We start from the raw sequence: 24,228 nt of genomic DNA, 5'->3' as shown, positions 1-24,228 counted from the left end.
AGCGCCGGTGCTGTCGAGTAAGTGGTCACCCGGCCAAGCTGGTTTAGTCGAATAGATGGATCGGGTTTGTTGGTGGCCGCGGAGTTGAGAATCAGCTCCAACTGAAAAAGTAAAGGAAGAATCATGCCGCGTCGTCGCGAAGTCCCCAAGCGGGAAGTGTTGCCGGATCCGAAGTTCGGTAACGTAGATGTAGCCAAGTTCATGAACGTGCTGATGCTCTCCGGCAAGAAGTCGGTTGCCGAGCGTATCGTGTACGGCGCTTTTGAACAGATCCAGACCAAGGGTGGCAAGGACCCGCTGGAAGTGTTCACGGTTGCGCTCAACAACGTGAAGCCGGTGGTCGAAGTGAAGAGCCGTCGCGTTGGTGGTGCCAACTATCAGGTTCCGGTCGAAGTGCGTCCCTCGCGTCGTATGGCATTGGCGATGCGTTGGTTGCGTGAAGCCGCGAAGAAGCGCAGCGAAAAGTCGATGGCCCTGCGCCTGGCAGGTGAACTCTCCGAAGCGGCTGAAGGCCGTGGCGGCGCGATGAAGAAGCGCGATGAAGTTCACCGCATGGCAGAGGCCAACAAGGCATTCTCGCACTTCCGTTTCTAAGCTCCCGCTCGTAGAGCAAACGGAAAAATCAGGGCGGGTGCGCTACTCCAGGCGCCTCGCCCGTTTGTGTTAGGGCGCGCTCGCATTCGCAGGCGCGTCGACCGAAAAAGGATCGAAAGTGGCTCGCAAGACACCTATCGAGCGCTACCGCAATATCGGTATCAGCGCTCACATCGACGCCGGCAAAACGACGACGACCGAGCGCATCCTGTTCTACACGGGCGTGAATCACAAGATCGGTGAAGTTCACGACGGCGCAGCAACGATGGACTGGATGGAGCAGGAGCAGGAGCGCGGCATCACCATCACGTCGGCTGCTACTACGGCCTTCTGGAAGGGCATGGGCGGCAACTATCCCGAGCACCGCATCAACATCATCGACACCCCGGGGCACGTCGACTTCACGATCGAAGTGGAGCGCTCGATGCGCGTTCTCGACGGCGCGTGCATGGTCTACTGTGCAGTGGGCGGCGTGCAGCCGCAGTCGGAAACCGTGTGGCGTCAGGCTAATAAGTACAAGGTTCCCCGTCTCGCGTTCGTCAACAAGATGGACCGTACCGGCGCGAACTTCTTCAAGGTCTACGACCAGTTGAAGAACCGCCTGAAGGCGAACCCGGTTCCCGTCGTGGTGCCGATCGGCTCGGAAGAAAACTTCAAGGGCGTGGTTGATCTCCTGAAGATGAAGGCGATCATTTGGGACGAAGCGTCCCAGGGCACGAAGTTCGACTACGTCGAGATTCCCGCTGAACTCGTCGATACGTGCAACGAGTGGCGCGAGAAGATGATCGAGTCGGCTGCCGAAGCCAGCGAAGAGCTGATGGAAAAGTATCTCGGCGGCGAAGAGCTGACCGAAGCGGAAATCGTCAAGGCGATCCGCGACCGGACGATCGCGTGCGAAATCCAGCCGATGCTCTGCGGCACCGCGTTCAAGAACAAGGGCGTGCAGCGCATGCTCGACGCTGTGATCGACTTCCTGCCGTCGCCGGTCGACATTCCGCCGGTTACGGGCGAACTCGAAAGCGGCGAGAAGGCCGAGCGCCGTGCTGCCGACGACGAGAAGTTCTCCGCGCTGGCGTTCAAGATCATGACGGACCCGTTTGTCGGTCAGCTGATCTTCTTCCGCGTGTACTCTGGCGTCGTGAATTCCGGTGACACCGTGCTGAACGCGACCAAGGACAAGAAGGAACGTCTGGGCCGTATTCTGCAGATGCACGCGAACCAGCGCGAAGAAATCAAGGAAGTGCGCGCGGGCGACATTGCGGCGGCCGTCGGCCTGAAGGAAGCGACCACCGGCGACACGCTGTGCGATCCGCAGCACCCGATCGTGCTCGAACGCATGATTTTCCCGGAGCCGGTGATTTCGCAGGCTGTGGAGCCGAAGACCAAGGCTGACCAGGAGAAGATGGGCCTGGCGCTGAACCGTCTCGCGCAGGAAGACCCGTCTTTCCGCGTTCAAACGGACGAGGAATCGGGCCAGACGATCATCTCGGGCATGGGCGAGCTCCACCTCGAAATTCTCGTCGACCGCATGAAGCGCGAGTTCAACGTGGAAGCAACGGTCGGCAAGCCGCAGGTTGCGTATCGCGAAACCATTCGCACGACGGCTGCAGATGTTGACGGCAAGTTCGTCAAGCAGTCGGGTGGTCGCGGCCAGTACGGTCACGCGGTCATCACGCTCGAGCCGAACGAGCAGGGCAAGGGCTACGAGTTCCTGGACGAGATCAAGGGCGGCGTGATTCCGCGCGAATACATCCCGGCCGTGGACAAGGGTATCCAGGAAACGCTGAAGTCGGGCGTGCTGGCGGGCTTCCCGGTGGTCGACGTGAAGGTTCACCTGACGTTCGGTTCGTATCACGACGTGGACTCGAACGAAAACGCGTTCCGCATGGCCGGCTCGATGGCCTTCAAGGAAGCAATGCGCAAGGCGAGCCCGGTCATCCTCGAACCGATGATGGCTGTGGAAGTCGAAACGCCGGAAGACTACATGGGTAACGTGATGGGCGACCTGTCGGGCCGTCGCGGTATCGTGCAGGGCATGGAAGACATGGTCGGCGGCGGCAAGATCGTCCGCGCTGAAGTGCCGCTGTCGGAAATGTTCGGCTACTCGACGTCGCTGCGTTCGCTGACACAAGGCCGCGCCACGTACACGATGGAGTTCAAGCACTACGCCGAAGCTCCGCGTAACGTCGCCGACGCGATCATCAACGCGAAAAGCAAGTAATTCGGCGCAAGCCACAAGCTTTAACCGATAACCAAACTTTGGAAGAAGGTAATCATGGCAAAAGGTAAATTCGAGCGGACCAAGCCGCACGTGAACGTGGGTACGATCGGTCACGTTGACCACGGCAAGACCACGCTGACGGCAGCGATCACGACGGTTCTCACGCAGAAGTTCGGCGGCGAGGCGAAGGCGTACGACCAGATCGACGCGGCGCCGGAAGAAAAGGCGCGTGGTATCACGATCAACACCGCGCACGTCGAGTACGAAACGGCTAACCGCCACTACGCACACGTCGACTGCCCGGGCCACGCTGACTATGTGAAGAACATGATCACGGGCGCGGCGCAGATGGACGGCGCCATCCTGGTGTGCTCGGCCGCTGACGGCCCGATGCCGCAAACGCGTGAGCACATCCTGCTGGCTCGTCAGGTTGGCGTGCCGTACATCATCGTGTTCCTGAACAAGTGCGACATGGTGGACGACGCCGAGCTGCTCGAACTCGTCGAAATGGAGGTGCGTGAGCTTCTGTCGAAGTACGACTTCCCGGGCGACGACACCCCGATCATCAAGGGTTCGGCCAAGCTGGCGCTGGAAGGCGACAAGGGCGAGCTGGGCGAAGTGGCGATCATGAACCTGGCCGACGCGCTGGATTCGTACATCCCGACGCCGGAGCGCGCAGTTGACGGTTCGTTCCTGATGCCGGTGGAAGACGTGTTCTCGATCTCGGGTCGCGGCACGGTGGTGACGGGCCGCGTCGAGCGCGGTGTGGTCAAGGTCGGCGAGGAAATCGAAATCGTCGGTATCAAGCCGACGGTGAAGACGACCTGCACGGGCGTGGAAATGTTCCGCAAGCTGCTCGACCAAGGTCAGGCGGGCGACAACGTCGGTATCCTGCTGCGCGGCACGAAGCGTGAAGACGTGGAGCGCGGCCAGGTTCTGGCCAAGCCGGGTTCGATCACGCCGCACACGCACTTCACGGCTGAAGTGTACGTGCTGAGCAAGGACGAAGGCGGCCGTCACACGCCGTTCTTCAACAACTACCGTCCGCAGTTCTACTTCCGTACGACGGACGTGACGGGCTCGATCGAGCTGCCGAAGGACAAGGAAATGGTGATGCCGGGCGACAACGTGTCGATCACGGTCAAGCTGATCGCCCCGATCGCCATGGAAGAAGGTCTGCGCTTCGCCATCCGCGAAGGTGGCCGTACCGTCGGCGCCGGTGTCGTTGCAAAGATTATCGAGTAAAATCTCCGATTCGCTCGATTTGAAGTTGCAGTACTGAAGTACAGATTGGAGCCGGGTGCTCGCCCTCAGCGAGTGTCCGGTTCCACGCTCTTTTGCCTAATGTGCGGTGCAACACCGCCTCGCTCTTTTCAAGGAATCGTCATGCAAAACCAGAAAATCCGCATTCGTCTGAAGGCTTTCGACTATCGTCTGATCGATCAATCGGCAGCCGAAATCGTCGATACGGCGAAGCGGACTGGCGCGATCGTCCGTGGCCCGGTGCCGCTGCCCACGCGTATTCAGCGTTTTGACATCCTGCGTTCGCCGCACGTCAACAAGACCTCGCGCGACCAGCTCGAAATCCGTACCCACCAGCGCCTGATGGACATCGTCGATCCGACGGACAAGACCGTCGACGCGTTGATGAAGCTCGATCTGCCGGCTGGCGTCGACGTCGAGATCAAGCTGCAGTAAATCCCAAAAGCATGTCCGGCGCGCTTCCTGGCGCGTCGGAAGGTGCTAAGTCTTTGATTGCTTGCGGGATTCGAAAAGCCTTGTTATACTCCAAGGCTTTTCGCGCCTATGCGCACGAAAAAGACGCAAGAAAGCCGCCCCAGTTTCTCGTAACGAAGCCGGCATTTGTAAATCAGCCCCGACCAATCGCAGTTGGGAATGGAGAAAACGATGAGCCTTGGACTCGTAGGTCGCAAGGTTGGCATGACCCGTATCTTCACGCCTGAAGGGGATTCGATCCCCGTCACCGTGCTGGACGTGTCGGACAACCGCGTGACGCAGATCAAGACCGTTGAAACGGATGGTTATACCGCCGTTCAGGTTGCATTCGGTGCTCGCCGCGCGTCTCGCGTGACGAAGCCTCTGGCGGGTCATCTCGCCAAAGCCGGCGTTCAAGCCGGTGAAATCCTCAAGGAATTCCATATCGAAACGGCCAAGGCAGGCGAACTGTCGAACGGCGCCGTTATCGGTACGGACATCTTCGAAGTCGGCCAGAAGGTTGACGTGCAAGGCACGTCGATCGGTAAGGGTTATGCCGGCACGATCAAGCGCTACAACTTCGCCTCGGGCCGGGCAACGCACGGTAACTCGCGTTCGCACAACGTCCCGGGTTCGATCGGTATGGCGCAGGATCCGGGTCGCGTGTTTCCGGGTAAGCGCATGACGGGTCACCTCGGTGACGTCACCGTCACGGTTCAAAATCTCGAAATCGCCCGCATCGACGCTGAGCGTAATCTTCTGCTCGTCCGCGGTGCTGTTCCGGGTGCGAAGGGCGGCAAGGTCTTCGTGACCCCGGCCGTCAAGACGCGTGCTGTGAAAGGAGCGAAATAATGGAACTTAAGCTCCTGAATGCCAATGGTCAGGAAGGCGCTGGCGTGAACGCATCGGACGTCGTGTTCGGTCGCGATTACAACGAAGCCCTGATTCACCAGGTCGTCGTCGCTTATCAGGCGAACGCACGTAGCGGTAACCGCGCGCAGAAGGACCGCGAGCAGGTCAAGCACACCACCAAGAAGCCGTGGCGTCAGAAGGGTACGGGCCGCGCTCGTGCCGGTATGTCGTCGAGCCCGTTGTGGCGTGGCGGTGGTCGCATTTTCCCGAACTCGCCGGAAGAAAACTTCTCGCACAAGGTCAACAAGAAGATGCATCGTGCAGGCCTCTGCTCGATCTTCTCGCAGCTGGCTCGCGAAGGCCGCATCGCCGTGGTCGAAGACCTCGCGCTCGAAGCCCCGAAGACCAAGCTGTTGGCCGAAAAATTCAAGGCGATGGGTCTCGAATCCGTGTTGGTGATTACCGATACGGTCGACGAGAACCTGTACCTCGCGTCGCGCAACCTGGCCCACGTGGCGGTTGTCGAGCCGCGTTACGCCGACCCGCTCTCGCTGATCTACTTCAAGAAGATTCTGATCACGAAGGCTGCGGTCGCTCAGATCGAGGAGTTGCTGTCATGAGCGAAGTTCGCAAAAACGATCATCGTTTGATGCAAGTTCTGCTCGCGCCGGTGATCTCCGAAAAGGCGACGCTGGTTGCCGACAAGAACGAACAAGTCGTGTTCGAAGTCGCGCCGGACGCCACGAAGCAGGAAGTAAAGGCTGCTGTCGAGCTGCTGTTCAAGGTCGAAGTCAATTCCGTCAACGTGCTCGTCACGAAGGGCAAGGCAAAGCGCTTTGGCCGCTTCAACGGCAAGCGCAAGGACGTGAAGAAGGCGTACGTCTGCCTGAAGCCCGGCCAGGAAATCAACTTTGAAGCGGAGGCCAAGTAATCATGGCAATCGTGAAAGTTAAGCCGACCTCGCCGGGTCGCCGCGCGATGGTCAAGATCGTCAACAAGGATCTGCACAAGGGCAAGCCGCACGCGGCGCTGCTCGACTCGCAATCCAAGTCGGCGGGCCGTAACAACAACGGCCGTATCACCACGCGTCACCAGGGTGGTGGTCACAAGCAGCACTATCGTATCGTCGATTTCCGTCGCAACAAGGACGGCATTCCGGCGAAGGTCGAGCGTCTCGAGTACGACCCGAACCGTAGCGCGAACATCGCGCTGGTTCTGTACGCAGACGGCGAGCGTCGCTACATCATCGCGCCGAAGGGCGTGGCCGTTGGCGCGCAGCTGATGTCCGGTTCGGAAGCGCCGATCCGCGCAGGCAACACCCTGCCGATCCGCAACATCCCGGTCGGTACCACGATCCACTGCATCGAAATGCTTCCGGGCAAGGGTGCGCAAATCGCACGTTCGGCCGGTACGTCGGCGATGCTGCTGGCTCGCGAAGGCGTCTACGCTCAAGTGCGTCTGCGTTCGGGCGAAATCCGCCGCGTGCACGTCGAGTGCCGCGCGACGATCGGCGAAGTGGGTAACGAAGAGCATAGCCTCCGTCAAATCGGTAAGGCTGGTGCAAACCGCTGGCGCGGTATCCGTCCGACGGTGCGCGGTGTTGCAATGAACCCGATCGATCACCCGCACGGTGGTGGTGAAGGCCGCACGGCAGCAGGTCGCGATCCGGTGAGCCCGTGGGGCACGCCGACGAAGGGCTATCGCACCCGCAGCAACAAGCGCACGACGACGATGATCGTCCAGCGCCGTCACAAGCGTTAAGGAGTAGGCAATGACACGTTCTGCTAAAAAAGGTCCGTTCTGCGACGCTCATTTGCTGAAGAAGGTTGAGGCGGCTGCATCGACGCGTGACAAGAAGCCGATCAAGACCTGGTCGCGTCGTTCGACGATTCTGCCGGACTTCATCGGTCTGACGATCGCTGTTCACAACGGCCGTCAACACGTTCCGGTGTACGTCACGGAAAACATGGTCGGCCACAAGCTTGGCGAGTTCGCACTGACCCGTACGTTCAAGGGTCACGCGGCCGACAAGAAGGCCAAGAAATAAGGGGCTATCAAGATGGAAGTGAAAGCAATTCATCGCGGTGCCCGCATCTCGGCGCAGAAAACGCGCCTTGTGGCTGACCAGATTCGTGGTTTGCCGGTCGACAAGGCGCTGAACGTTCTGACGTTCTCGCCGAAGAAGGCGGCGGGTATCGTCAAGAAGGTCGTGCTGTCTGCGATCGCAAATGCGGAACACAACGAAGGCGCCGATATCGACGAGCTCAAGATCACGAGCATCTACGTCGACAAGGCTGCTTCGCTGAAGCGTTTCACCGCACGCGCAAAGGGTCGCGGTAACCGCATCGAGAAGCAATCCTGTCACATCACTGTGACGGTCGGGAATTAAGGAGCCATACGATGGGACAGAAAATTCATCCGACTGGCTTCCGTTTGGCCGTCAGCCGTAATTGGGCTTCGCGCTGGTATGCGAACAACAACAATTTCGCGGCGATGTTGCAGGAAGACATCGGTGTTCGTGAATACCTGAAGAAGAAGCTGAAGAACGCTTCGGTCGGTCGCGTCGTCATCGAGCGTCCGGCGAAGAACGCGCGCATCACGATTTACAGCTCGCGTCCGGGCGTTGTCATAGGCAAGAAGGGCGAGGACATCGAATCGCTGAAGGCTGAACTGCAGAAGCGCATGGGCGTTCCGGTTCACGTCAACATCGAAGAGATCCGCAAGCCGGAAACCGATGCTCAGCTGATCGCTGACTCCATCACGCAACAGCTCGAGCGCCGGATCATGTTCCGCCGCGCGATGAAGCGCGCGATGCAGAACGCGATGCGTCTTGGCGCCCAGGGCATCAAGATCATGAGCGCGGGCCGCCTGAACGGTATCGAAATCGCTCGTACCGAGTGGTATCGCGAAGGTCGCGTGCCCCTCCATACGCTGCGTGCGGATATCGACTACGCGACGTCGGAAGCGAAGACCACGTACGGCATCATCGGCGTGAAGGTGTGGGTCTACAAGGGCGACACGCTGGGCCGTAACGAAGCGCCGGTGGTGGAAGAAGTGGCGGAAGAAAAGCGTCCGCGCCGCAACGCACGTCCGGGTGGCGATCGCCGTCCGCGCCGTGACGGTGAAGGCGCTCCGGCTGGTGCGCGTCGTGGTGCACCCCGTCGCGCTGGCGGTGACGCGAAGACTGGAGAATAACGATGCTGCAACCGAAACGCAGAAAGTATCGCAAAGAGCAGAAAGGTCGTAACACCGGCAAGGCGACGCGCGGCAACGCAGTGTCGTTCGGTGAATACGGTCTGAAGGCTATCGGTCGCGGCCGTTTGACCGCGCGTCAAATCGAAGCGGCGCGTCGTGCAATGACGCGTCACATCAAGCGTGGCGGCCGGATCTGGATCCGTATTTTCCCGGACAAGCCGATTTCGCAGAAGCCGGCCGAAGTGCGTATGGGTAACGGTAAGGGTAACCCGGAGTACTACGTCGCTGAAATTCAACCGGGCAAGATGCTGTACGAAATGGACGGTGTCTCCGAAGAACTGGCGCGCGAAGCGTTCCGTCTGGCTGCAGCCAAGCTGCCGCTCAAGACGAACTTCGTCGTTCGTCAGCTCGGCGCCTAAGGAGTAAATGATGAAGGCATCTGAACTTCACCAGAAAGACCAGGCCGCGCTCAACAAAGAGCTGTCGGACCTGCTGAAGGCGCAATTTGGCTTGCGTATGCAACTCGCGACCCAGCAGCTCACGAACACGAGCCAGCTGAAGAAGGTCCGTCGCGACATCGCACGTGTGCGCACCGTCCTGACTGAGAAGGCGAACCAGAAATGAACGATAGCGTAAAAACCTCGCTCAAGCGGACGCTGGTCGGCAAGGTCGTCAGCAACAAGATGGACAAGACGGTCACCGTTCTGGTCGAGCACCGCGTGAAGCATCCGATCTACGGCAAGTACGTCGTGCGCTCCAAGAAGTACCACGCGCATGACGACGCGAACACGTACAACGAAGGCGATCTCGTCGAAATCCAGGAAACCCGTCCGATTTCGAAGACGAAGGCTTGGGTTGTGTCGAAGCTTGTTGAAGCGGCTCGCGTGATCTAAAGCCGAAGTAGCAGTACCACGATGCAGTAGCAAATCGTGTCGCAGTAAGTTTCGCTTGCAAGACCGAGATTATTTGTTATAATCTCGGTCTTCCCTCTTTGTGGGAGCCCCGTCGCGGGCGAAACTGGTGGGGGAAGCCGGTTCGGGCGCCAGCCTGAGTCGACAGATTCACCGGATTGCGATGGCGGGTTTCGTCTGCCCTCGCTGCCTGTTCTAACCCAAGCAGCCAGTTGGCTGACGGGACCAAGACTGACCGGCTGTGCCATGGTGGTGCGACCGGATTAAGTTGGGAAAGATAAACCATGATCCAGACCGAAACTCGGCTTGAAGTGGCCGACAACACGGGTGCGCGTGAAGTCATGTGCATCAAGGTGCTCGGCGGTTCGAAGCGTCGTTACGCTAGCATTGGCGACATCATCAAGGTGACCGTCAAGGAAGCGACGCCGCGCGGACGCGTGAAGAAGGGCGAAATTTACAACGCCGTGGTCGTTCGTACGGCCAAGGGCGTGCGTCGCCAGGATGGCTCGCTCATCAAGTTCGACGGCAATGCCGCCGTTCTGTTGAATACGAAGCTCGAGCCGATCGGCACGCGTATTTTCGGGCCGGTTACGCGTGAACTGCGTAGCGAACGATTCATGAAGATCGTTTCGCTCGCGCCGGAAGTGCTGTAAGGAGTCGCGATGAACAAGATTCGCAAGGGTGACGAAGTCATCGTCATCACCGGCAAGGACAAGGGCAAGCGCGGTACCGTGCTGGCCGTTGCGGAAGACCGTGTCACGGTCGAGGGCATCAACCTCGTCAAGAAGCACGTGAAGCCGAACCCGATGAAGGGTACGACGGGCGGTGTGGAAGCCAAAACGATGCCGCTGCATATTTCGAACGTCGCATTGGTCGACGCGAATGGCAAGGCATCGCGTGTGGGCATCAAGGTCGAAGACGGAAAGAAGGTTCGCTTCTTGAAGTCGACCGGCGCCACGCTTAACGCCTGACGCGGAGTTAAAAAATGGCTCGTCTGCAAGAGATTTATAAAGAAAAGGTTGTGCCGCAACTCGTCGAAAAGTTCGGCTACAAGTCTGTCATGGAAGTGCCGCGCATCACCAAGATCACCCTGAACATGGGTCTTGGCGAAGCCGTCGCCGACAAGAAGATCATCGAAAACGCCGTGGGCGACCTGACGAAGATCGCTGGCCAGAAGCCGGTCATCACGAAGGCGCGCAAGGCAATCGCAGGCTTCAAGATTCGTCAGGGCTACCCGATCGGCGCGATGGTCACGCTGCGCGGCCAAGCGATGTACGAATTCCTCGACCGTTTCGTGACCGTTGCGCTCCCGCGTGTGCGCGACTTCCGTGGCGTGTCGGGCCGTGCATTCGACGGTCGTGGCAACTACAACATCGGTGTGAAAGAGCAGATCATTTTCCCCGAAATCGACTACGACAAGATCGACGCGCTGCGTGGGCTGAACATCAGCATCACGACCACCGCGAAGACTGACGACGAAGCAAAGGCGCTGCTCGCCGGCTTCAAGTTCCCGTTCAGAAACTGAGGTTACCGTGGCTAAACTGGCACTGATCGAACGTGAAAAGAAGCGCGCGCGCCTGGCAGCCAAGTACGCTCCGAAGCGTGCTGAGCTGAAGGCTGTGATCGATGACGCAAGCAAGTCGGACGAAGAGCGTTACTTCGCGCGTCTGGCGCTGCAACAACTGCCGCGTAACTCGAACCCCACTCGCAAGCGTAACCGCTGCGCGATCACGGGTCGCCCGCGTGGCACGTTCCGTAAGTTCGGACTCGCACGCGGCAAGATTCGTGAAATCGCTTTCCGCGGCGAAATCCCTGGCCTGACCAAGGCGAGCTGGTAATAGGAGAAACATAAATGAGCATGAGTGATCCTATCGCCGATATGCTGACTCGCATCCGCAATGCGCAGATGGTCGAGAAGGTTTCGGTGACTATGCCCTCGTCGAAAGTCAAGGTTGCGATTGCGCAGGTTTTGAAGGACGAAGGTTATATCGACGACTTCGCAGTGAAAGCTGAAGGCGCGAAGATCGAATTGAACATCGCGTTGAAGTACTACGCTGGCCGTCCGGTGATCGAGCGCCTCGAGCGCGTCTCGAAGCCTGGTCTGCGCGTGTACCGCGGTCGCAACGACATTCCGCAGGTCATGAATGGCCTCGGCGTTGCAATCGTGTCGACGCCGAAGGGTGTGATGACCGACCGCAAGGCGCGCCAGAACGGCGTCGGCGGTGAAGTCATCTGCTACGTCGCTTAACGCCTAAGGAGAAGAAACATGTCTCGAGTAGGTAAAAGCCCGATCGCGCTGCCGCAAGGCGCCGAAGTGGCCATCAAGGGCGACGTCATCACCGTTAAGGGCCCGCTCGGCACGATCTCGCAACCGGCCAACAAGCTGGTGACCGTGACGAACGACAACGGCACGTTGAAACTCGCTCCGGCCGACGAAAGTCGTGAAGCGAACGCGATGTCCGGCACGATGCGCGCCCTGGTGGCGAACATGGTGCAGGGCGTCACCAAGGGTTTCGAGCGCAAGCTGACGCTGGTTGGCGTTGGTTATCGTGCGCAAGCGCAAGGCGACAAGCTGAACCTGTCGCTGGGTTTCTCGCACCCCGTGGTGCACCAGATGCCGGAAGGCGTCAAGGCTGAAACCCCGTCGCAGACCGAAATCGTGATCAAGGGGATCGACAAGCAGAAAGTCGGACAGACCGCAGCAGAAGTGCGCGGCTATCGTCCGCCTGAGCCGTACAAGGGCAAAGGCGTGCGCTATTCCGACGAGGTCGTGATCCTCAAAGAAACGAAGAAGAAGTAAGGGTGCGCAATCATGGATAAGACTCAATCTCGCCTGCGCCGCGCTCGTCAGACGCGTATCAAGATCGCTGAGCTGCAGGTTCCGCGTCTGGCCGTGCATCGCACGAATACGCATATCTACGCGCAAGTGTTCTCGGCATGCGGTACGAAAGTCGTGGCTAGCGCCTCGACGCTCGAAGCTGAAGTGCGCGCTGAACTCGCCGACAAGTCGGGCAAGGGCGGCAACGTCAATGCTGCGACCCTGATCGGCAAGCGTATCGCCGAAAAGGCCAAGGCTGCCGGCATCGAATCCGTCGCCTTTGACCGCTCGGGTTTCCGCTACCACGGCCGCGTGAAGGCGCTGGCTGATGCGGCGCGTGAAGCCGGGCTCAAGTTCTAAGGGAAGAATTCGTCATGGCAAAGATGCAAGCGAAAGTTCAGGCTGACGAACGCGACGACGGCCTGCGCGAAAAGATGATTTCGGTCAACCGCGTGACCAAGGTCGTGAAGGGTGGCCGGATTCTCGGCTTCGCCGCACTGACCGTGGTTGGCGACGGTGACGGCCGGATCGGCATGGGCAAGGGCAAGGCCAAGGAAGTTCCGGTCGCCGTTCAAAAGGCAATGGAACAGGCCCGCCGCAACATGTTCAAGGTGCCCCTGAAGAACGGCACGCTGCAACACGAAGTGCACGGCAAGCACGGCGCATCGGCGGTCCTCCTCGCTCCGGCGAAGGACGGTACCGGCGTGATCGCTGGCGGCCCGATGCGCGCAGTGTTCGACGTGATGGGCGTGCAAAACGTTGTGGCCAAGAGCCACGGTTCGACGAACCCGTACAACCTCGTTCGCGCAACGCTGGACGGTCTGCGCAAGCAGTCGACCCCGGCCGACATCGCGGCGAAGCGTGGTAAGTCCGTCGAAGACATTCTGGGCTAAGGTGGTCACCATGTCTGAAAAAACTGTCAAGGTTCAGCTCGTCAAGAGTCTGATCGGGACCCGCGAAACGCACCGGGCGACGGTGCGTGGCCTCGGCCTGCGCCGCCTCAACTCGGTCTCCGAGTTGCAGGACACGCCGGCAGTGCGCGGGATGATCAACAAGGTTTCGTACCTCGTTAAGGTCATCAGCTAAGCGGCTGACCCTAGGATCCAAGGAGTTGAACATGGAATTGAATAACCTGAAGCCGGCAGAAGGCGCGAAGCACGCTAAGCGTCGCGTCGGTCGCGGTATTGGTTCGGGCCTCGGCAAGACCGCCGGCCGCGGCCATAAGGGTCAGAAATCGCGTTCGGGCGGCTTTCACAAGGTCGGCTTCGAAGGCGGTCAGATGCCTCTGCAGCGTCGTCTGCCGAAGCGTGGCTTTACCTCGCTGACGAAGGAATTCGTCGGTGAAGTGCGCCTCTCTGATCTGGAAAAGCTGCCGGTCGACGAAATCGATCTGTTGGCGCTGAAGCAAGCGGGTCTGGTCGGCGAACTCATCAAGAGCGCAAAGATCATCAAGACCGGCGAGATTACGCGCAAGGTCACGGTGAAGGGCCTGACGGCAACGAAGGGCGCCCGTGAGGCAATCGAAGCCGCTGGCGGCTCGTTCGCCGAGTAACGCGCTTTCGCCGTTACTAGCACTAGCATCGGAGAAGGTACTTGGCTAACAGCCCGAGTCTCGCAAAAACCGGTCGAAGCGCGGCGAAATTCGGCGATCTGCGTCGGCGTGCAGTGTTCCTGCTGCTGGCGCTGATCGTCTACCGCATTGGTGCGCATATTCCGGTACCCGGCATCGATCCGGATCAACTGGCCAAGCTGTTCCAAAGCCAGTCAGGCGGCATCCTGGGCATGTTCAACATGTTCTCGGGTGGCGCGCTGTCGCGATTCACGATCTTTGCACTGGGCATCATGCCCTACATTTCGGCGTCGATCATCATGCAGTTGCTGTCGATCGTGTCGCCGCAGATGGAGGCGTTGAAGAAGGAAGGGCAAGCGGGACAACGGAAGATCACGCAGTACACGCGTATCTTTACGGTGGTTCTGGCGACCTTCCAGGCGTTCGGTATCGCGGTTGCGCTGGAAAATCAGCCGGCTTTGGTGCTGGACCCCGGCATGGTGTTCCGGCTGACGACGGTCGTCACGCTGGTGACGGGCACGATGTTCCTGATGTGGCTCGGTGAGCAGATCACGGAGCGCGGTCTCGGCAACGGCATCTCGATCATCATCTTCGGTGGTATCGCGGCGGGCTTCCCGAACGCAATCGGTGGCCTGTTCGAGCTGGTTCGCACCGGTTCGATGAGCATCATCTCGGCGATCATCATCGTCGTGTTGATCGCGGCGGTCACGTATCTGGTCGTGTTCATCGAACGCGGTCAACGCAAGATCCTCGTGAACTACGCGAAGCGCCAGGTCGGTAACAAGATTTACGGCGGACAGTCATCTCATCTGCCGCTGAAGCTGAACATGTCGGGTGTGATTCCGCCGATCTTCGCATCGTCGATCATTCTCTTCCCGGCAACCATCCTGAACTGGTTCAGTTCGGGTACGCGCACCAACTGGTTCGCGAACACGCTGCACAACGTGGCCGAGGCGCTGAAGCCCGGTCAGCCCGTGTACGTGCTGCTGTATGCGTTGGCGATCGTTTTCTTCTGCTTCTTCTACACCGCACTGGTGTTCAACAGCCGAGAGACCGCCGACAACTTGAAGAAGAGCGGTGCTTTCGTTCCGGGTATCCGTCCGGGCGATCAGACTGCACGATATATCGACCGCATCCTGACGCGTCTCACGCTGGCTGGTGCGATCTACATCGTATTCGTGTGCCTGCTGCCTGAGTTTCTGGTGTTGCGCTGGAACGTGCCGTTTTATTTTGGTGGAACGTCGCTGCTGATCATTGTCGTCGTCACGATGGACTTCATGGCTCAGGTGCAGTCGTACGTTATGTCGCAACAATATGAATCGCTGCTCAAGAAGGCAAACTTCAAGGGTGGCAACGTCCCGATGCGTTAATAAGGACTATGGCCAAAGACGATGTTATCCAGATGCAGGGTGAGGTCATCGAAAACCTTCCCAACGCTACTTTCCGGGTGAAATTGGAAAATGGCCATGTCGTCCTGGGACATATCTCCGGAAAGATGCGGATGCACTACATCCGCATCCTGCCGGGCGACAAGGTTACGGTTGAATTGACGCCTTACGATCTGTCTCGTGCACGGATCGTGTTCCGGGCGAAGTGATTTGAAAAAAGGGTAATATCATGAAAGTGATGGCATCGGTTAAGCGCATTTGCCGCAATTGCAAGATCATCAAGCGCAAGGGCGTTGTGCGCGTGATTTGCAGCTCTGATCCGCGCCACAAACAGCGTCAAGGCTGAACGCCGCGCTTTTGCTTGCGCTTTTTGTTTGAGGAAAAACAATGGCTCGTATCGCAGGGGTTAACATCCCGAATCACCAGCATACCGAGATCGGCCTTACGGCAATCTTCGGCATCGGTCGCACGCGTTCCCGCGGCATTTGCACGGCAGCTGGTGTGGAATTTTCGAAGAAGGTCAAGGACCTCACTGACGCAGACCTCGAAAAGCTGCGTGACGAAGTGGGCAAGTTCATCGTCGAAGGCGACCTGCGTCGTGAAGTGACGATGAATATCAAGCGCCTGATGGACTTGGGTTGCTACCGCGGCATGCGCCATCGCAAGGGTCTGCCCCTGCGTGGCCAGCGTACGCGCACGAATGCCCGTACCCGTAAGGGTCCGCGTCGTGCAGCGCAATCGCTGAAGAAGTAAGCGGAACTGACAGTTACAGGAAAACGTAATGGCTAAGGCTTCGAACAACTCCGCGGCGCAACGCGTTCGCAAGAAGGTCAAGAAGAACGTCGCCGAGGGCGTGGTTCACGTTCACGCGTCGTTCAACAACACCATTATCACGATCACTGACCGTCAAGGTAACGCGCTGGCATGGGCGACCTCGGGTGGTCAGGGCTTCAAGGGCTCGCGTAAGTCGACGCCGTTTGCAGCTCAGGTCGCAGCCGAATCGGCTGGCCGCGTGGCATTGGAATACGGCGTGAAGAACCTCGAAGTGCGGATCAAGGGCCCCGGTCCTGGCCGCGAATCGGCGGTGCGCGCGCTGCATGGTCTTGGCATCAAGATCACCGCGATCTCCGACGTGACGCCGGTCCCGCACAACGGCTGCCGTCCGCCGAAGCGCCGTCGTATCTAAAGTCCGACGACGCGACCGCACGTTTTCCTGTCGATGCGAAAGTATCGGCGGGTTTCGTGCGTTATGAAGTTTTGACTAAGCCCACCGTTCGGCCCAAGGGGTTCGGACTAGCGCAGACGAAAGTGTGCGTGATCAATATTTAAGGATGCAAAGTGGCACGCTATACCGGTCCCAAAGCAAAACTGTCCCGCCGTGAAGGCACCGATCTGTTCCTGAAGAGCGCACGCCGCTCCCTCGCTGACAAGTGCAAGCTCGACAGCAAGCCCGGCCAGCACGGCCGCACCTCGGGCGCGCGTACGTCCGACTACGGCACCCAGTTGCGCGAGAAGCAGAAAGTGAAGCGTATCTACGGCGTGCTGGAGCGTCAGTTCCGCCGCTACTTCGCTGAAGCCGACCGCCGCAAGGGTCCGACGGGCGAAAACCTGCTGCAATTGCTCGAATCGCGTCTCGACAACGTCGTCTATCGCATGGGCTTCGGCTCGACGCGCGCCGAAGCGCGTCAGCTCGTGAGCCACAAGTCGATCATGGTGAACGGCCAAGTCGTGAACATTCCGTCGATGCAAGTGAAGTCGGGCGACGTCGTGTCCGTGCGCGAGCAGTCGCGCAAGCAGGCTCGTATCGTCGAAGCCCTGTCGCTGGCCGAGCAAGGCGGAATGCCGAGCTGGGTGTCGGTCGACGCGAAGAAGTTCGAAGGCACGTTCAAGTCGATGCCGGAGCGTAGCGACATCGCTGGCGACATCAACGAAAGCCTGATCGTCGAATTGTATTCGCGTTAATCGCGGCGGTAATGGATTAACAGCCGGGGAGCCTGATTGCTCGTGGCAAGGGGTGGCCTCGGCTGTTTATTTTCAGGTTGTTACCGGTCAGCCTTATCGGTGTAACGAGCCGAGGGTATTGAAAAGGAAAACCTATGCAAACCAGTTTGTTGAAGCCCAAGATCATTGCAGTTGAATCGCTTGGTGAAAACCATGCGAAGGTGGTTATGGAGCCGTTCGAACGCGGCTATGGCCACACCTTGGGTAACGCGCTTCGGCGCGTGCTGCTGTCGTCGATGATCGGCTACGCGCCGACCGAAGTGACGATCGCAGGCGTCGTGCATGAATACTCGACGCTCGATGGTGTGCAAGAGGATGTGGTCAACCTGCTGTTGAACCTGAAGGGCGTCGTCTTCAAGCTGCACAACCGCGATGAAGTCACGGTGACGCTGCGCAAGGAAGGCGAAGGGCTCGTGACGGCCGGCGATATCGAACTCGCGCACGACTGCGAGGTGATCAACCCGGAGCACGTAGTCGCACACCTGTCGAAGGGCGGCAAGCTCGACGTTCAGATCAAGATCGAAAAGGGCCGCGGCTATGTGCCGGGCAACGTGCGTCGTTACGGTGAAGAGTCGGCGAAGATCATTGGCCGCATCGTGCTGGACGCGTCGTTCTCGCCGGTTCGCCGCGTGAGTTATGCGGTGGAAAGCGCGCGCGTCGAACAGCGTACCGACCTCGACAAGCTCGTGATGAACATCGAGACCAACGGCGTGATTTCGCCGGAAGAAGCGATTCGCCAGTCGGCTCGTATTCTGGTCGACCAGTTGTCGGTGTTCGCCGCGCTCGAAGGCACCGAAGCGGCAGCGGAAGCGCCGTCGCGCGCGCCGCAGATCGATCCGATCCTCCTGCGTCCGGTGGATGACCTCGAACTCACGGTTCGTTCCGCGAACTGCCTGAAGGCCGAGAACATCTATTACATCGGCGATCTGATCCAGCGCACGGAAAACGAACTGCTGAAGACGCCGAACCTGGGCCGCAAGTCGCTGAACGAAATCAAGGAAGTGCTCGCTTCGCGCGGTCTGACGCTGGGTATGAAGCTCGAAAACTGGCCGCCGGCTGGTCTCGACAAGTAATAGACGAAGTCGCTGCGTAACTTTGCAAAGACGCGGATTCTGCTTTAAAATCCGCGTCTTGCTTTATTTTCGACCGGCCCGTGCGCTGATGTAGGGCGCAATAGAAGAGCTGGATCAAAACTCGTTAAAGGAACTGAAAATGCGTCATAAGCATGGTCTGCGGAAACTGAACCGCACGAGCAGCCATCGTCTGGCAATGCTCCGCAATATGTCCAATTCGCTCATCGAGCACGAAGTCATCAAGACGACGCTGCCGAAGGCCAAGGAACTGCGCAAGGTCGTCGAGCCCCTCATCACGCTCGGCAAGAAGCCGTCGCTCGCGAACCGCCGTCTGGCGTTCAACCGCCTGCGCGATCGTGATTCCGTCGCGAAGCTGTTCGACGTCCTCGGCCCGCGCTACGCGAACCGTCCGGGCGGCTACCTCAGCATCCTGAAGTTCGGTTTCCGCGTCGGCGACAACGCCCCGATGGCGCTGGTCCAGTTGATGGATCGCCCGGAAGTCGAAGAAGCGGAAGAAGTGCAAGAAGCGGAATAAATTCCGTTTCCAGCTGTTAGCAGAAAGGCCAGGCTCGATGCTTGGCCTTTTTGCTTTCTGCCTGCGACGTTGCGGCGCGCCGATGCGTAAAAGTGTGTGTCGGCCGCCGATGCTACGATAGATGGCTAGTCTGCCGTTTTTGGAGTACCGCGTGAACGTTCCTGTCGTTTTGATTCTTTCCACGCTGCCTGACGCCGCCGCGGCCGATGCGCTCGCGCAGGCTGCGCTGGACGCGCGGCTCGCCGCGTGCGTGACGAGCCTCGGCGCGGTGTCCTCGCAGTATCACTGGAAGGGCGCGCTGGAGTCGTCGCAGGAAGTGCAGTTGTTGTTCAAGACGAGCATCGCGCGCAGCGAAGAGTTGCAGCGCTTCGTCGAGGCTCGGCATCCGTACGAAACACCCGAAATCCTCGTCTGGCAGGTGAACGCATCGCCCGGCTACGGTCAGTGGGTCAACGCAGAAACGCAGCGCCCTCTTCATGTGTGAGTTTTCCCGTCTTTTCGCGCGGCGATTCTTCGGCGCGTTCCTGTTTCTGGCAGCGTTCGCATTGCTGTCGGGCGCCGCGCGCGCAGCGGACGATTTCCTCGATCCCGATGTCGCGTTCAGGTTCAGCGCATCGGAGAAGCCCGGCGAAGTGGACGTGCGCTACAAGATCGCCGACGGCTACTACATGTACCGTGAGCGCTTCGCGTTCGCCGTGAAGAGCGGCGATGCGACCATCGGCGCTGCGCAACTGCCGGCGGGCAAAGTCCACTTCGATCAGACGTTCAACAAGGACGTCGAGACCTATCGCGGAGAGTTGCACATCCGCATTCCCGTCATGCAGGCAAAGGGTCCTTTCGAACTCGCGGTGACGTCGCAAGGATGCGCGGATCAGGGCATCTGCTATCCGCCGATGGAGAAGACCTACCGTGTCAGAGGCGACGCGCTGCAACCGGCAGGCGTCGCGCCGACTGGCCCCAAGGCAGACACGGACAGTTCGTGGTTCGAGCGCGCAACGAGCGCGGACTACGCGCAGTCCATGCTCGAAGGCGGCGGATTCCTCACGGTCGTCGGCATGTATTTTCTGGCCGGCATGGTGCTGAGCCTCTTGCCGTGCTCGTATCCGATGATTCCGATTCTGTCCGCGATCATCGTCGGAGAGGGCGCGCGCGTAACGCGTTCGCGCGGGTTCGCGCTGTCGGTTTCGTATGTGATCGGCATGGCGCTCGTCTACACGGTGCTCGGTATCGTTGCCGCGCTGATCGGACAAAGCCTCGGCGCGTGGTTGCAGAATCCCTGGGTGCTCGGCGCGTTCGGCCTGCTGCTCGCGGCGTTTGCAGTCGCGCTGATTTCAGGCGTCGATATCGCGTTGCCCGAACGCTGGCAAAGCGGTGTGAACGAGGCGTCGCAGAAGCGCAGCGGCGGCAAGTTTGCGGCGGTGGCGGTGATGGGCGCGTTATCCGCGCTCGTCGTCGGCGCGTGCATGACAGCGCCGCTTTTCGCGGTGCTCGCATTCATCGCGCATACCGGCAACGCCGTGCTCGGCGGCGCGGCGCTTTTCGCGATGGGTATCGGGCTAGGCGTGCCGCTTTTGATCATCGGCTTGGGCGCGGGATCGGTCCTGCCTCGCGCGGGCGCCTGGATGGACGGCGTGAAGGTGTTCTTCGGCGTGGTCCTGCTCGCGGCCGCGCTGTGGATCGTGTGGCCGGTTATCGGCGGTGTCGCGCAGATGCTGCTCGTGGCGTTGTGGCTTTTGATCGCGGCTGCATCGCTCGGATTGTTCTCGTCGGGCACGTCGACGCCTGTCGGCGTCTGGAAACGACTCGGACGCGGGCTCGCCGCGGCGTTCGCGGTCTGGGCCGCGACGCTGCTCGTCGGCCTTGCTGCGGGTTCGACGGATCCGCTGCGTCCGCTCGCGGTCCTCGCTTCCCGAGGCGCGTCGTCCGCGTCTGCGAATGCGCAAGCGGAAGGACCCACGTTCGCGCTGGTGCGTTCGTCGGCGGAGCTGGATTCCGCCGTGAAGGCCGCCGCGCGACCTGCGATGCTCGACTTCTACGCCGATTGGTGCGTCTCCTGCAAGGAGATGGAGAAGCTGACTTTCTCCGATTCCCGCGTGCAAGCGCGGCTCGCGCAGTTGAAACTTCTGCGCGCCGACGTGACCGCCAACAACGCGGACGACCAGGCGCTTCTCAAGCGCTTCAAGCTTTTCGGGCCGCCGGGCATCATCTTCTTCGATGCGCAAGGCAACGAAGTCGCCCGCGTGGTCGGGTACGAATCGGCCGATACTTTCCTGAAGAGTCTCGACCGGGTCGGGACGTCGAACGGATAAAAAGAGGGCGATGCATCGAGCATCGCCCTCTTCATATCGCCACTCAGAGACTCACTTCGACGCCCGCAGAATCCGCGCCGCATCCAGCGCGAAATACGTCAGCACGCCATCCGCGCCCGCGCGTTTGAACGCGAGCAGCGCTTCCATCATCACCTTGTCGTGGTCGATCCAGCCGTTTTGCGACGCGGCCTTGATCATCGCGTACTCGCCGCTGACCTGATACGCGTACGTCGGGAAGCGGAATTCGTCCTTCACGCGGCGCACGATGTCGAGATACGGCATGCCCGGCTTGACCATCACCATGTCCGCGCCTTCCTCGATGTCCATGCGCACTTCGCGCATCGCTTCATCGGAGTTGGCCGGGTCCATCTGATACGTCATTTTGTTGCCCTTGCCGAGATTCGCGGCCGAGCCGACTGCGTCGCGGAACGGGCCGTAGAAGGCCGACGCGTACTTCGCCGCGTACGCCATGATGCGCGTGTGGATGTGGTTCTCACTTTCGAGCATCTCGCGGATCGCACCGATGCGACCGTCCATCATGTCCGACGGCGCCACGATATCGACACCCGCTTCCGCCTGCGTGCGCGCCTGCTCGACGAGAATTTCGCTCGTTTCGTCGTTCTTCACGTAGCCTTCCTCGTCGAGCACGCCGTCCTGGCCGTGGCTCGTGTACGGATCGAGCGCGACGTCCGTCAGCACGCCGAGCATCGGGAAGTTTTTTTTCAGCTCGCGCACGGCGCGCGGAATAAGACCTTCCGGATTCGTGGCTTCGCGGCCATCCGGCGTTTTGATCGACGGCTCGATCGCCGGAAAGAGCGACAGCACCGGCACACCCAGTTCGACGCACTGCTCGGCGACCTTCATGAGGAGATCGACGGATGTGCGCTCGACGCCCGGCATCGACGGCACCGCTTGGCGCACATTCGTGCCTTCGACGATGAACACCGGATAAATGAGGTCGTTCGTCGTGAGGAGGTTCTCGCGCATCAGACGGCGTGAGAAGTCATCCCGGCGCATCCGGCGCGGGCGATGGTGGGGGTAGAAGCTCATGTCTTGACTCGAATTGGAATGGTCTTCGGGAGATCGAAAAAACGGCTTTCTGAAATGCGTAAATCCTTGCCGAACAAGCACTTGGACGCGTCTGAAACCGTTTTGAGACAATGGTATATCATACCGATCGAGCGAGGCGCTTGCCGCCGGACTCCCCGCTTCTCCTCCCTGAGCGGGTGCCTGTCGATGTTCGATTAGGCTGTTAACCCGCCGTCATGCGGCGGGTTTTTTTATGCCGCCGCGTGCTCGCGACGTTTCATCCGGCTGCGTCTTGTGACGCGTTCTCGCCGGCTTCCCCGGGCATCAGCCAGCTTTCGATCTGTTCGTGCGCTTCTTCGAGTCCAGTGCGCTTGAGCGCGGAGAAGAGTTGCACCGTGAGTTCGCCGCGATAGCCCGCATCCTTGTATTCGGCCAGCGACTTCTTCGTTGCGCGCAGGGCGTTGGTCATCTCCTGTCGCGTCAATTTGTCGCATTTTGTGAGCAGCGCGTGAATCGGCTTTCCGGTCGGCGCGAACCAGTCGATCATGATGCGATCGAGGTCGGTAAGCGGCCGGCGCGAATCCATCATCAGGATCATGCCGCGTAGTTGAGCTCGGCTCTGGAGGTAAGTCGACAACAGACGCTGCCAGTGCTCCTTCGCGGCGCCCGGCACTTCGGCGTAACCGTAGCCGGGAAGATCGACGAGATAGCCGGTCGGCGCGGCTTCCGGCCCTACGGAGAAGTAGTTGATGTGCTGCGTGCGTCCCGGCGTCTTACTGGCGAACGCGAGCCGCTTCTGGTTGCACAGAATGTTGATGGCCGTCGATTTTCCAGCGTTCGAGCGTCCCCCGAACGCGATTTCGGGCTGCGGCGTCGGCGGCAGATCGCGCAAATGATTGACGGTCGTGAAGAAGCGGGATTGGTGAAGCAGAAATGACATGGCGGGCCCAATCGAAAGAGCTGCGAAAACTTCAAGCCTTGAGAACCCGGCAAATACTGGGCATGCCCCGACTGGCGTCTTTGCGTGGAGCGGGTTATTGTACAATACGACGGATTTTTAAAGACCAGCACGGGCACGCAAGACCCAGGCCGCAGGCGGCACCCACAGAGGAGCGAGACAGTTTTCGGGGCACTTTTTGAGCCTCTTCGTTCAGCGAGTTCGGGTATCTTGCGGCGATAATCGGTCGCCGTCGTTTTTTGCAGAACCTCACATTCTCACAAGACGAAAAACAGGGTACGCGAATGAACCGACTGTACAGGTCTCTGGTGGTGATTCGAGCAGCGGCGGCTTTCGGTGCGGGTTTGAGTGGACTAGCGGTGTCGGTGAATGCGGCGGAGCCTGCCCAAGCGGCGAAGCCGGATGTGGCGCGAGGCCAGGCCATCGCGACCCAGGTGTGCGCGGCGTGTCACGCAGCGGACGGCAACAGCGCCGGCGCCGCGTTTCCGAAACTCGCGGGGCAGCACGCCGAATACATCGTCAAGCAGTTGAAGGATTACAAGACGCAGCCGGGCGCGAAGGCGCCGGCGCGCAACAATCCGATCATGGCGGGCATTGCGGGCGCGCTGTCGGATCAGGACATGGTGAACGTCGCGGCGTATTTCGCGTCGCAGAATGCCAAGCCGAACTACGCGCGTGACAAGAACGACGTCGCGCTGGGTCAGAAAATTTACCGCGGCGGCATCGCGGACAAGGGCGTGCCAGCGTGCGCGGCTTGCCACGGTGCGACCGGCATGGGCATTCCGGTGCAGTATCCGCGGCTGTCGTGGCAGTGGGGCGACTACACGGTGGCACAGTTGAACGCCTTCGCATCGGGACAACGCGCCAACAGTGAGCCGATGCACCAGATTTCCTCGCGCCTGAACGAAGCGGAGATGAAGGCGGTTGCCGACTACATCGCCGGCTTGCATTAAGCGCGCAGCAGTCAGCGTCCAGCGGTTCCCGGCGGCAATCGCGGGAATCGCCCATACTACGAAGCCGGTCCCGGGAAGATCCGAGAAGGCCGGCGCGAGAACAAG

General features: G+C 60.0%; 37 protein-coding genes. 35 read left to right on the top strand and 2 right to left on the bottom strand.

Going from position 1 to position 24,228, the window contains the following annotated elements:
- The first annotated feature begins 123 nt into the window (after positions 1-123).
- The 34 genes from rpsG (at position 124) to dsbD (ending at position 21,183) form a co-directional block, all read left to right on the top strand.
- Positions 124-594, top strand: a complete 471-nt coding sequence (gene rpsG, locus NCR38_RS12465) for a 30S ribosomal protein S7 (protein ID WP_006053291.1) — start codon at positions 124-126, stop codon at positions 592-594.
- A gap of 118 nt (positions 595-712) precedes the next feature.
- A complete protein-coding gene (gene fusA, locus NCR38_RS12460) occupies positions 713-2,815 on the top strand; it encodes an elongation factor G (RefSeq protein ID WP_061120226.1) in 2,103 nt (700 codons plus the stop codon).
- A 54-nt stretch (positions 2,816-2,869) separates the two neighbouring features.
- Positions 2,870-4,060, top strand: a complete 1,191-nt coding sequence (gene tuf, locus NCR38_RS12455; protein WP_061120225.1) for an elongation factor Tu — start codon at positions 2,870-2,872, stop codon at positions 4,058-4,060.
- A gap of 141 nt (positions 4,061-4,201) precedes the next feature.
- The gene (gene rpsJ / locus NCR38_RS12450; protein ID WP_006998489.1) at positions 4,202-4,513 is read left to right on the top strand and encodes a 30S ribosomal protein S10; all 312 of its coding nucleotides are present in this window, start codon (positions 4,202-4,204) and stop codon (positions 4,511-4,513) included.
- A 210-nt stretch (positions 4,514-4,723) separates the two neighbouring features.
- Positions 4,724-5,383 (top strand): 50S ribosomal protein L3, encoded by a 660-nt coding sequence (gene rplC / locus NCR38_RS12445; RefSeq protein WP_061120237.1) that lies wholly within the window; start codon positions 4,724-4,726, stop codon positions 5,381-5,383.
- Positions 5,383-6,003 (top strand): 50S ribosomal protein L4, encoded by a 621-nt coding sequence (gene rplD / locus NCR38_RS12440; RefSeq protein WP_061120224.1) that lies wholly within the window; start codon positions 5,383-5,385, stop codon positions 6,001-6,003. The genes rplC and rplD overlap by 1 nt, the downstream gene beginning before the upstream one ends.
- Complete coding sequence (gene rplW, locus NCR38_RS12435; protein ID WP_035967599.1) at positions 6,000-6,314, top strand: 50S ribosomal protein L23; 315 nt, start codon at positions 6,000-6,002, stop codon at positions 6,312-6,314. Before rplD ends, rplW begins: the two co-directional genes overlap by 4 nt.
- A 2-nt stretch (positions 6,315-6,316) precedes the next feature.
- Positions 6,317-7,144 carry a 50S ribosomal protein L2 gene (rplB, locus tag NCR38_RS12430; protein ID WP_061120223.1) on the top strand — a complete coding sequence of 276 codons (828 nt, stop codon included), beginning with the start codon at positions 6,317-6,319 and terminating at the stop codon, positions 7,142-7,144.
- A gap of 10 nt (positions 7,145-7,154) precedes the next feature.
- Positions 7,155-7,430: a 30S ribosomal protein S19 gene (gene rpsS / locus NCR38_RS12425; RefSeq protein WP_008343850.1), complete on the top strand. Its 276-nt coding sequence runs from the start codon at positions 7,155-7,157 to the stop codon at positions 7,428-7,430.
- 12 nt (positions 7,431-7,442) lie between these two features.
- Positions 7,443-7,772 (top strand): 50S ribosomal protein L22, encoded by a 330-nt coding sequence (gene rplV, locus NCR38_RS12420; RefSeq protein WP_007730533.1) that lies wholly within the window; start codon positions 7,443-7,445, stop codon positions 7,770-7,772.
- Positions 7,773-7,783: 11 nt separating this feature from the next.
- Positions 7,784-8,578, top strand: coding sequence for a 30S ribosomal protein S3 (gene rpsC / locus NCR38_RS12415; RefSeq protein ID WP_035506762.1), 795 nt, complete (start codon positions 7,784-7,786; stop codon positions 8,576-8,578).
- 2 nt (positions 8,579-8,580) lie between these two features.
- Positions 8,581-8,997, top strand: a complete 417-nt coding sequence (rplP, locus tag NCR38_RS12410) for a 50S ribosomal protein L16 (protein WP_008343852.1) — start codon at positions 8,581-8,583, stop codon at positions 8,995-8,997.
- 10 nt (positions 8,998-9,007) lie between these two features.
- Positions 9,008-9,202, top strand: coding sequence for a 50S ribosomal protein L29 (rpmC, locus tag NCR38_RS12405; RefSeq protein ID WP_007180130.1), 195 nt, complete (start codon positions 9,008-9,010; stop codon positions 9,200-9,202).
- Positions 9,199-9,471: a 30S ribosomal protein S17 gene (gene rpsQ, locus NCR38_RS12400; RefSeq protein WP_008343854.1), complete on the top strand. Its 273-nt coding sequence runs from the start codon at positions 9,199-9,201 to the stop codon at positions 9,469-9,471. The genes rpmC and rpsQ overlap by 4 nt, the downstream gene beginning before the upstream one ends.
- 302 nt (positions 9,472-9,773) lie before the next feature.
- Positions 9,774-10,142: a 50S ribosomal protein L14 gene (gene rplN, locus NCR38_RS12395; protein ID WP_006998478.1), complete on the top strand. Its 369-nt coding sequence runs from the start codon at positions 9,774-9,776 to the stop codon at positions 10,140-10,142.
- A gap of 9 nt (positions 10,143-10,151) precedes the next feature.
- Positions 10,152-10,460, top strand: a complete 309-nt coding sequence (rplX, locus tag NCR38_RS12390; protein WP_061120222.1) for a 50S ribosomal protein L24 — start codon at positions 10,152-10,154, stop codon at positions 10,458-10,460.
- Between the two features lie 14 nt (positions 10,461-10,474).
- Positions 10,475-11,014, top strand: coding sequence for a 50S ribosomal protein L5 (gene rplE / locus NCR38_RS12385; protein ID WP_016346472.1), 540 nt, complete (start codon positions 10,475-10,477; stop codon positions 11,012-11,014).
- Positions 11,015-11,021: 7 nt separating this feature from the next.
- A complete protein-coding gene (gene rpsN / locus NCR38_RS12380) occupies positions 11,022-11,327 on the top strand; it encodes a 30S ribosomal protein S14 (RefSeq protein WP_016346471.1) in 306 nt (101 codons plus the stop codon).
- A gap of 14 nt (positions 11,328-11,341) precedes the next feature.
- Positions 11,342-11,737, top strand: a complete 396-nt coding sequence (gene rpsH / locus NCR38_RS12375; RefSeq protein WP_035506756.1) for a 30S ribosomal protein S8 — start codon at positions 11,342-11,344, stop codon at positions 11,735-11,737.
- A gap of 18 nt (positions 11,738-11,755) precedes the next feature.
- The gene (gene rplF / locus NCR38_RS12370) at positions 11,756-12,289 is read left to right on the top strand and encodes a 50S ribosomal protein L6 (RefSeq protein WP_061120221.1); all 534 of its coding nucleotides are present in this window, start codon (positions 11,756-11,758) and stop codon (positions 12,287-12,289) included.
- Between the two features lie 12 nt (positions 12,290-12,301).
- Positions 12,302-12,667 (top strand): 50S ribosomal protein L18, encoded by a 366-nt coding sequence (gene rplR / locus NCR38_RS12365; RefSeq protein WP_008343872.1) that lies wholly within the window; start codon positions 12,302-12,304, stop codon positions 12,665-12,667.
- Between the two features lie 14 nt (positions 12,668-12,681).
- Positions 12,682-13,200, top strand: coding sequence for a 30S ribosomal protein S5 (gene rpsE, locus NCR38_RS12360; RefSeq protein ID WP_008343875.1), 519 nt, complete (start codon positions 12,682-12,684; stop codon positions 13,198-13,200).
- Positions 13,201-13,210: 10 nt separating this feature from the next.
- Entirely contained in the window at positions 13,211-13,393 is a 183-nt protein-coding gene (gene rpmD, locus NCR38_RS12355; RefSeq protein WP_006052220.1) for a 50S ribosomal protein L30, read from the top strand.
- A 31-nt stretch (positions 13,394-13,424) separates the two neighbouring features.
- Entirely contained in the window at positions 13,425-13,859 is a 435-nt protein-coding gene (gene rplO / locus NCR38_RS12350) for a 50S ribosomal protein L15 (RefSeq protein ID WP_035506750.1), read from the top strand.
- 41 nt (positions 13,860-13,900) lie between these two features.
- Positions 13,901-15,247: a preprotein translocase subunit SecY gene (secY, locus tag NCR38_RS12345; protein ID WP_008343935.1), complete on the top strand. Its 1,347-nt coding sequence runs from the start codon at positions 13,901-13,903 to the stop codon at positions 15,245-15,247.
- An 8-nt stretch (positions 15,248-15,255) separates the two neighbouring features.
- Positions 15,256-15,474, top strand: a complete 219-nt coding sequence (infA, locus tag NCR38_RS12340) for a translation initiation factor IF-1 (protein WP_004521905.1) — start codon at positions 15,256-15,258, stop codon at positions 15,472-15,474.
- 20 nt (positions 15,475-15,494) lie between these two features.
- Positions 15,495-15,611 carry a 50S ribosomal protein L36 gene (rpmJ, locus tag NCR38_RS12335; protein WP_004199844.1) on the top strand — a complete coding sequence of 39 codons (117 nt, stop codon included), beginning with the start codon at positions 15,495-15,497 and terminating at the stop codon, positions 15,609-15,611.
- 41 nt (positions 15,612-15,652) lie between these two features.
- Positions 15,653-16,018: a 30S ribosomal protein S13 gene (rpsM, locus tag NCR38_RS12330; RefSeq protein WP_008344037.1), complete on the top strand. Its 366-nt coding sequence runs from the start codon at positions 15,653-15,655 to the stop codon at positions 16,016-16,018.
- A gap of 28 nt (positions 16,019-16,046) precedes the next feature.
- A complete protein-coding gene (gene rpsK / locus NCR38_RS12325; protein WP_035506748.1) occupies positions 16,047-16,451 on the top strand; it encodes a 30S ribosomal protein S11 in 405 nt (134 codons plus the stop codon).
- Between the two features lie 152 nt (positions 16,452-16,603).
- Positions 16,604-17,227: a 30S ribosomal protein S4 gene (gene rpsD / locus NCR38_RS12320; protein ID WP_061120219.1), complete on the top strand. Its 624-nt coding sequence runs from the start codon at positions 16,604-16,606 to the stop codon at positions 17,225-17,227.
- A 134-nt stretch (positions 17,228-17,361) separates the two neighbouring features.
- Complete coding sequence (locus NCR38_RS12315; protein ID WP_014192467.1) at positions 17,362-18,339, top strand: DNA-directed RNA polymerase subunit alpha; 978 nt, start codon at positions 17,362-17,364, stop codon at positions 18,337-18,339.
- 139 nt (positions 18,340-18,478) lie between these two features.
- Positions 18,479-18,874 carry a 50S ribosomal protein L17 gene (gene rplQ, locus NCR38_RS12310; protein WP_061120218.1) on the top strand — a complete coding sequence of 132 codons (396 nt, stop codon included), beginning with the start codon at positions 18,479-18,481 and terminating at the stop codon, positions 18,872-18,874.
- Between the two features lie 151 nt (positions 18,875-19,025).
- Positions 19,026-19,358: a divalent-cation tolerance protein CutA gene (gene cutA / locus NCR38_RS12305; protein ID WP_061120236.1), complete on the top strand. Its 333-nt coding sequence runs from the start codon at positions 19,026-19,028 to the stop codon at positions 19,356-19,358.
- A complete protein-coding gene (dsbD, locus tag NCR38_RS12300) occupies positions 19,351-21,183 on the top strand; it encodes a protein-disulfide reductase DsbD (RefSeq protein ID WP_250477165.1) in 1,833 nt (610 codons plus the stop codon). The genes cutA and dsbD overlap by 8 nt, the downstream gene beginning before the upstream one ends.
- Before the next feature lie 51 nt (positions 21,184-21,234).
- On the opposite strand, the gene hemB is transcribed toward dsbD, so the two are convergent.
- Positions 21,235-22,233, bottom strand: coding sequence for a porphobilinogen synthase (hemB, locus tag NCR38_RS12295; RefSeq protein WP_061120216.1), 999 nt, complete (start codon positions 22,231-22,233; stop codon positions 21,235-21,237).
- 256 nt (positions 22,234-22,489) lie between these two features.
- Positions 22,490-23,152 (bottom strand): ribosome biogenesis GTP-binding protein YihA/YsxC, encoded by a 663-nt coding sequence (yihA, locus tag NCR38_RS12290; protein ID WP_061120215.1) that lies wholly within the window; start codon positions 23,150-23,152, stop codon positions 22,490-22,492.
- 302 nt (positions 23,153-23,454) lie between these two features.
- Here yihA and NCR38_RS12285 point away from each other — a divergent pair, with 302 nt between their 5' ends.
- Positions 23,455-24,123, top strand: a complete 669-nt coding sequence (locus tag NCR38_RS12285) for a cytochrome c (protein WP_061120214.1) — start codon at positions 23,455-23,457, stop codon at positions 24,121-24,123.
- The last annotated feature ends 105 nt before the right edge of the window (positions 24,124-24,228 follow it).

The organism is Caballeronia sp. INML1 (genome assembly GCF_023631085.1).
Classification (GTDB): Bacteria; Pseudomonadota; Gammaproteobacteria; order Burkholderiales; family Burkholderiaceae; genus Caballeronia; species Caballeronia turbans.
Note: the sequence above shows the minus strand (reverse complement) of the source record. Positions and strands in the feature narration are given on the sequence as shown.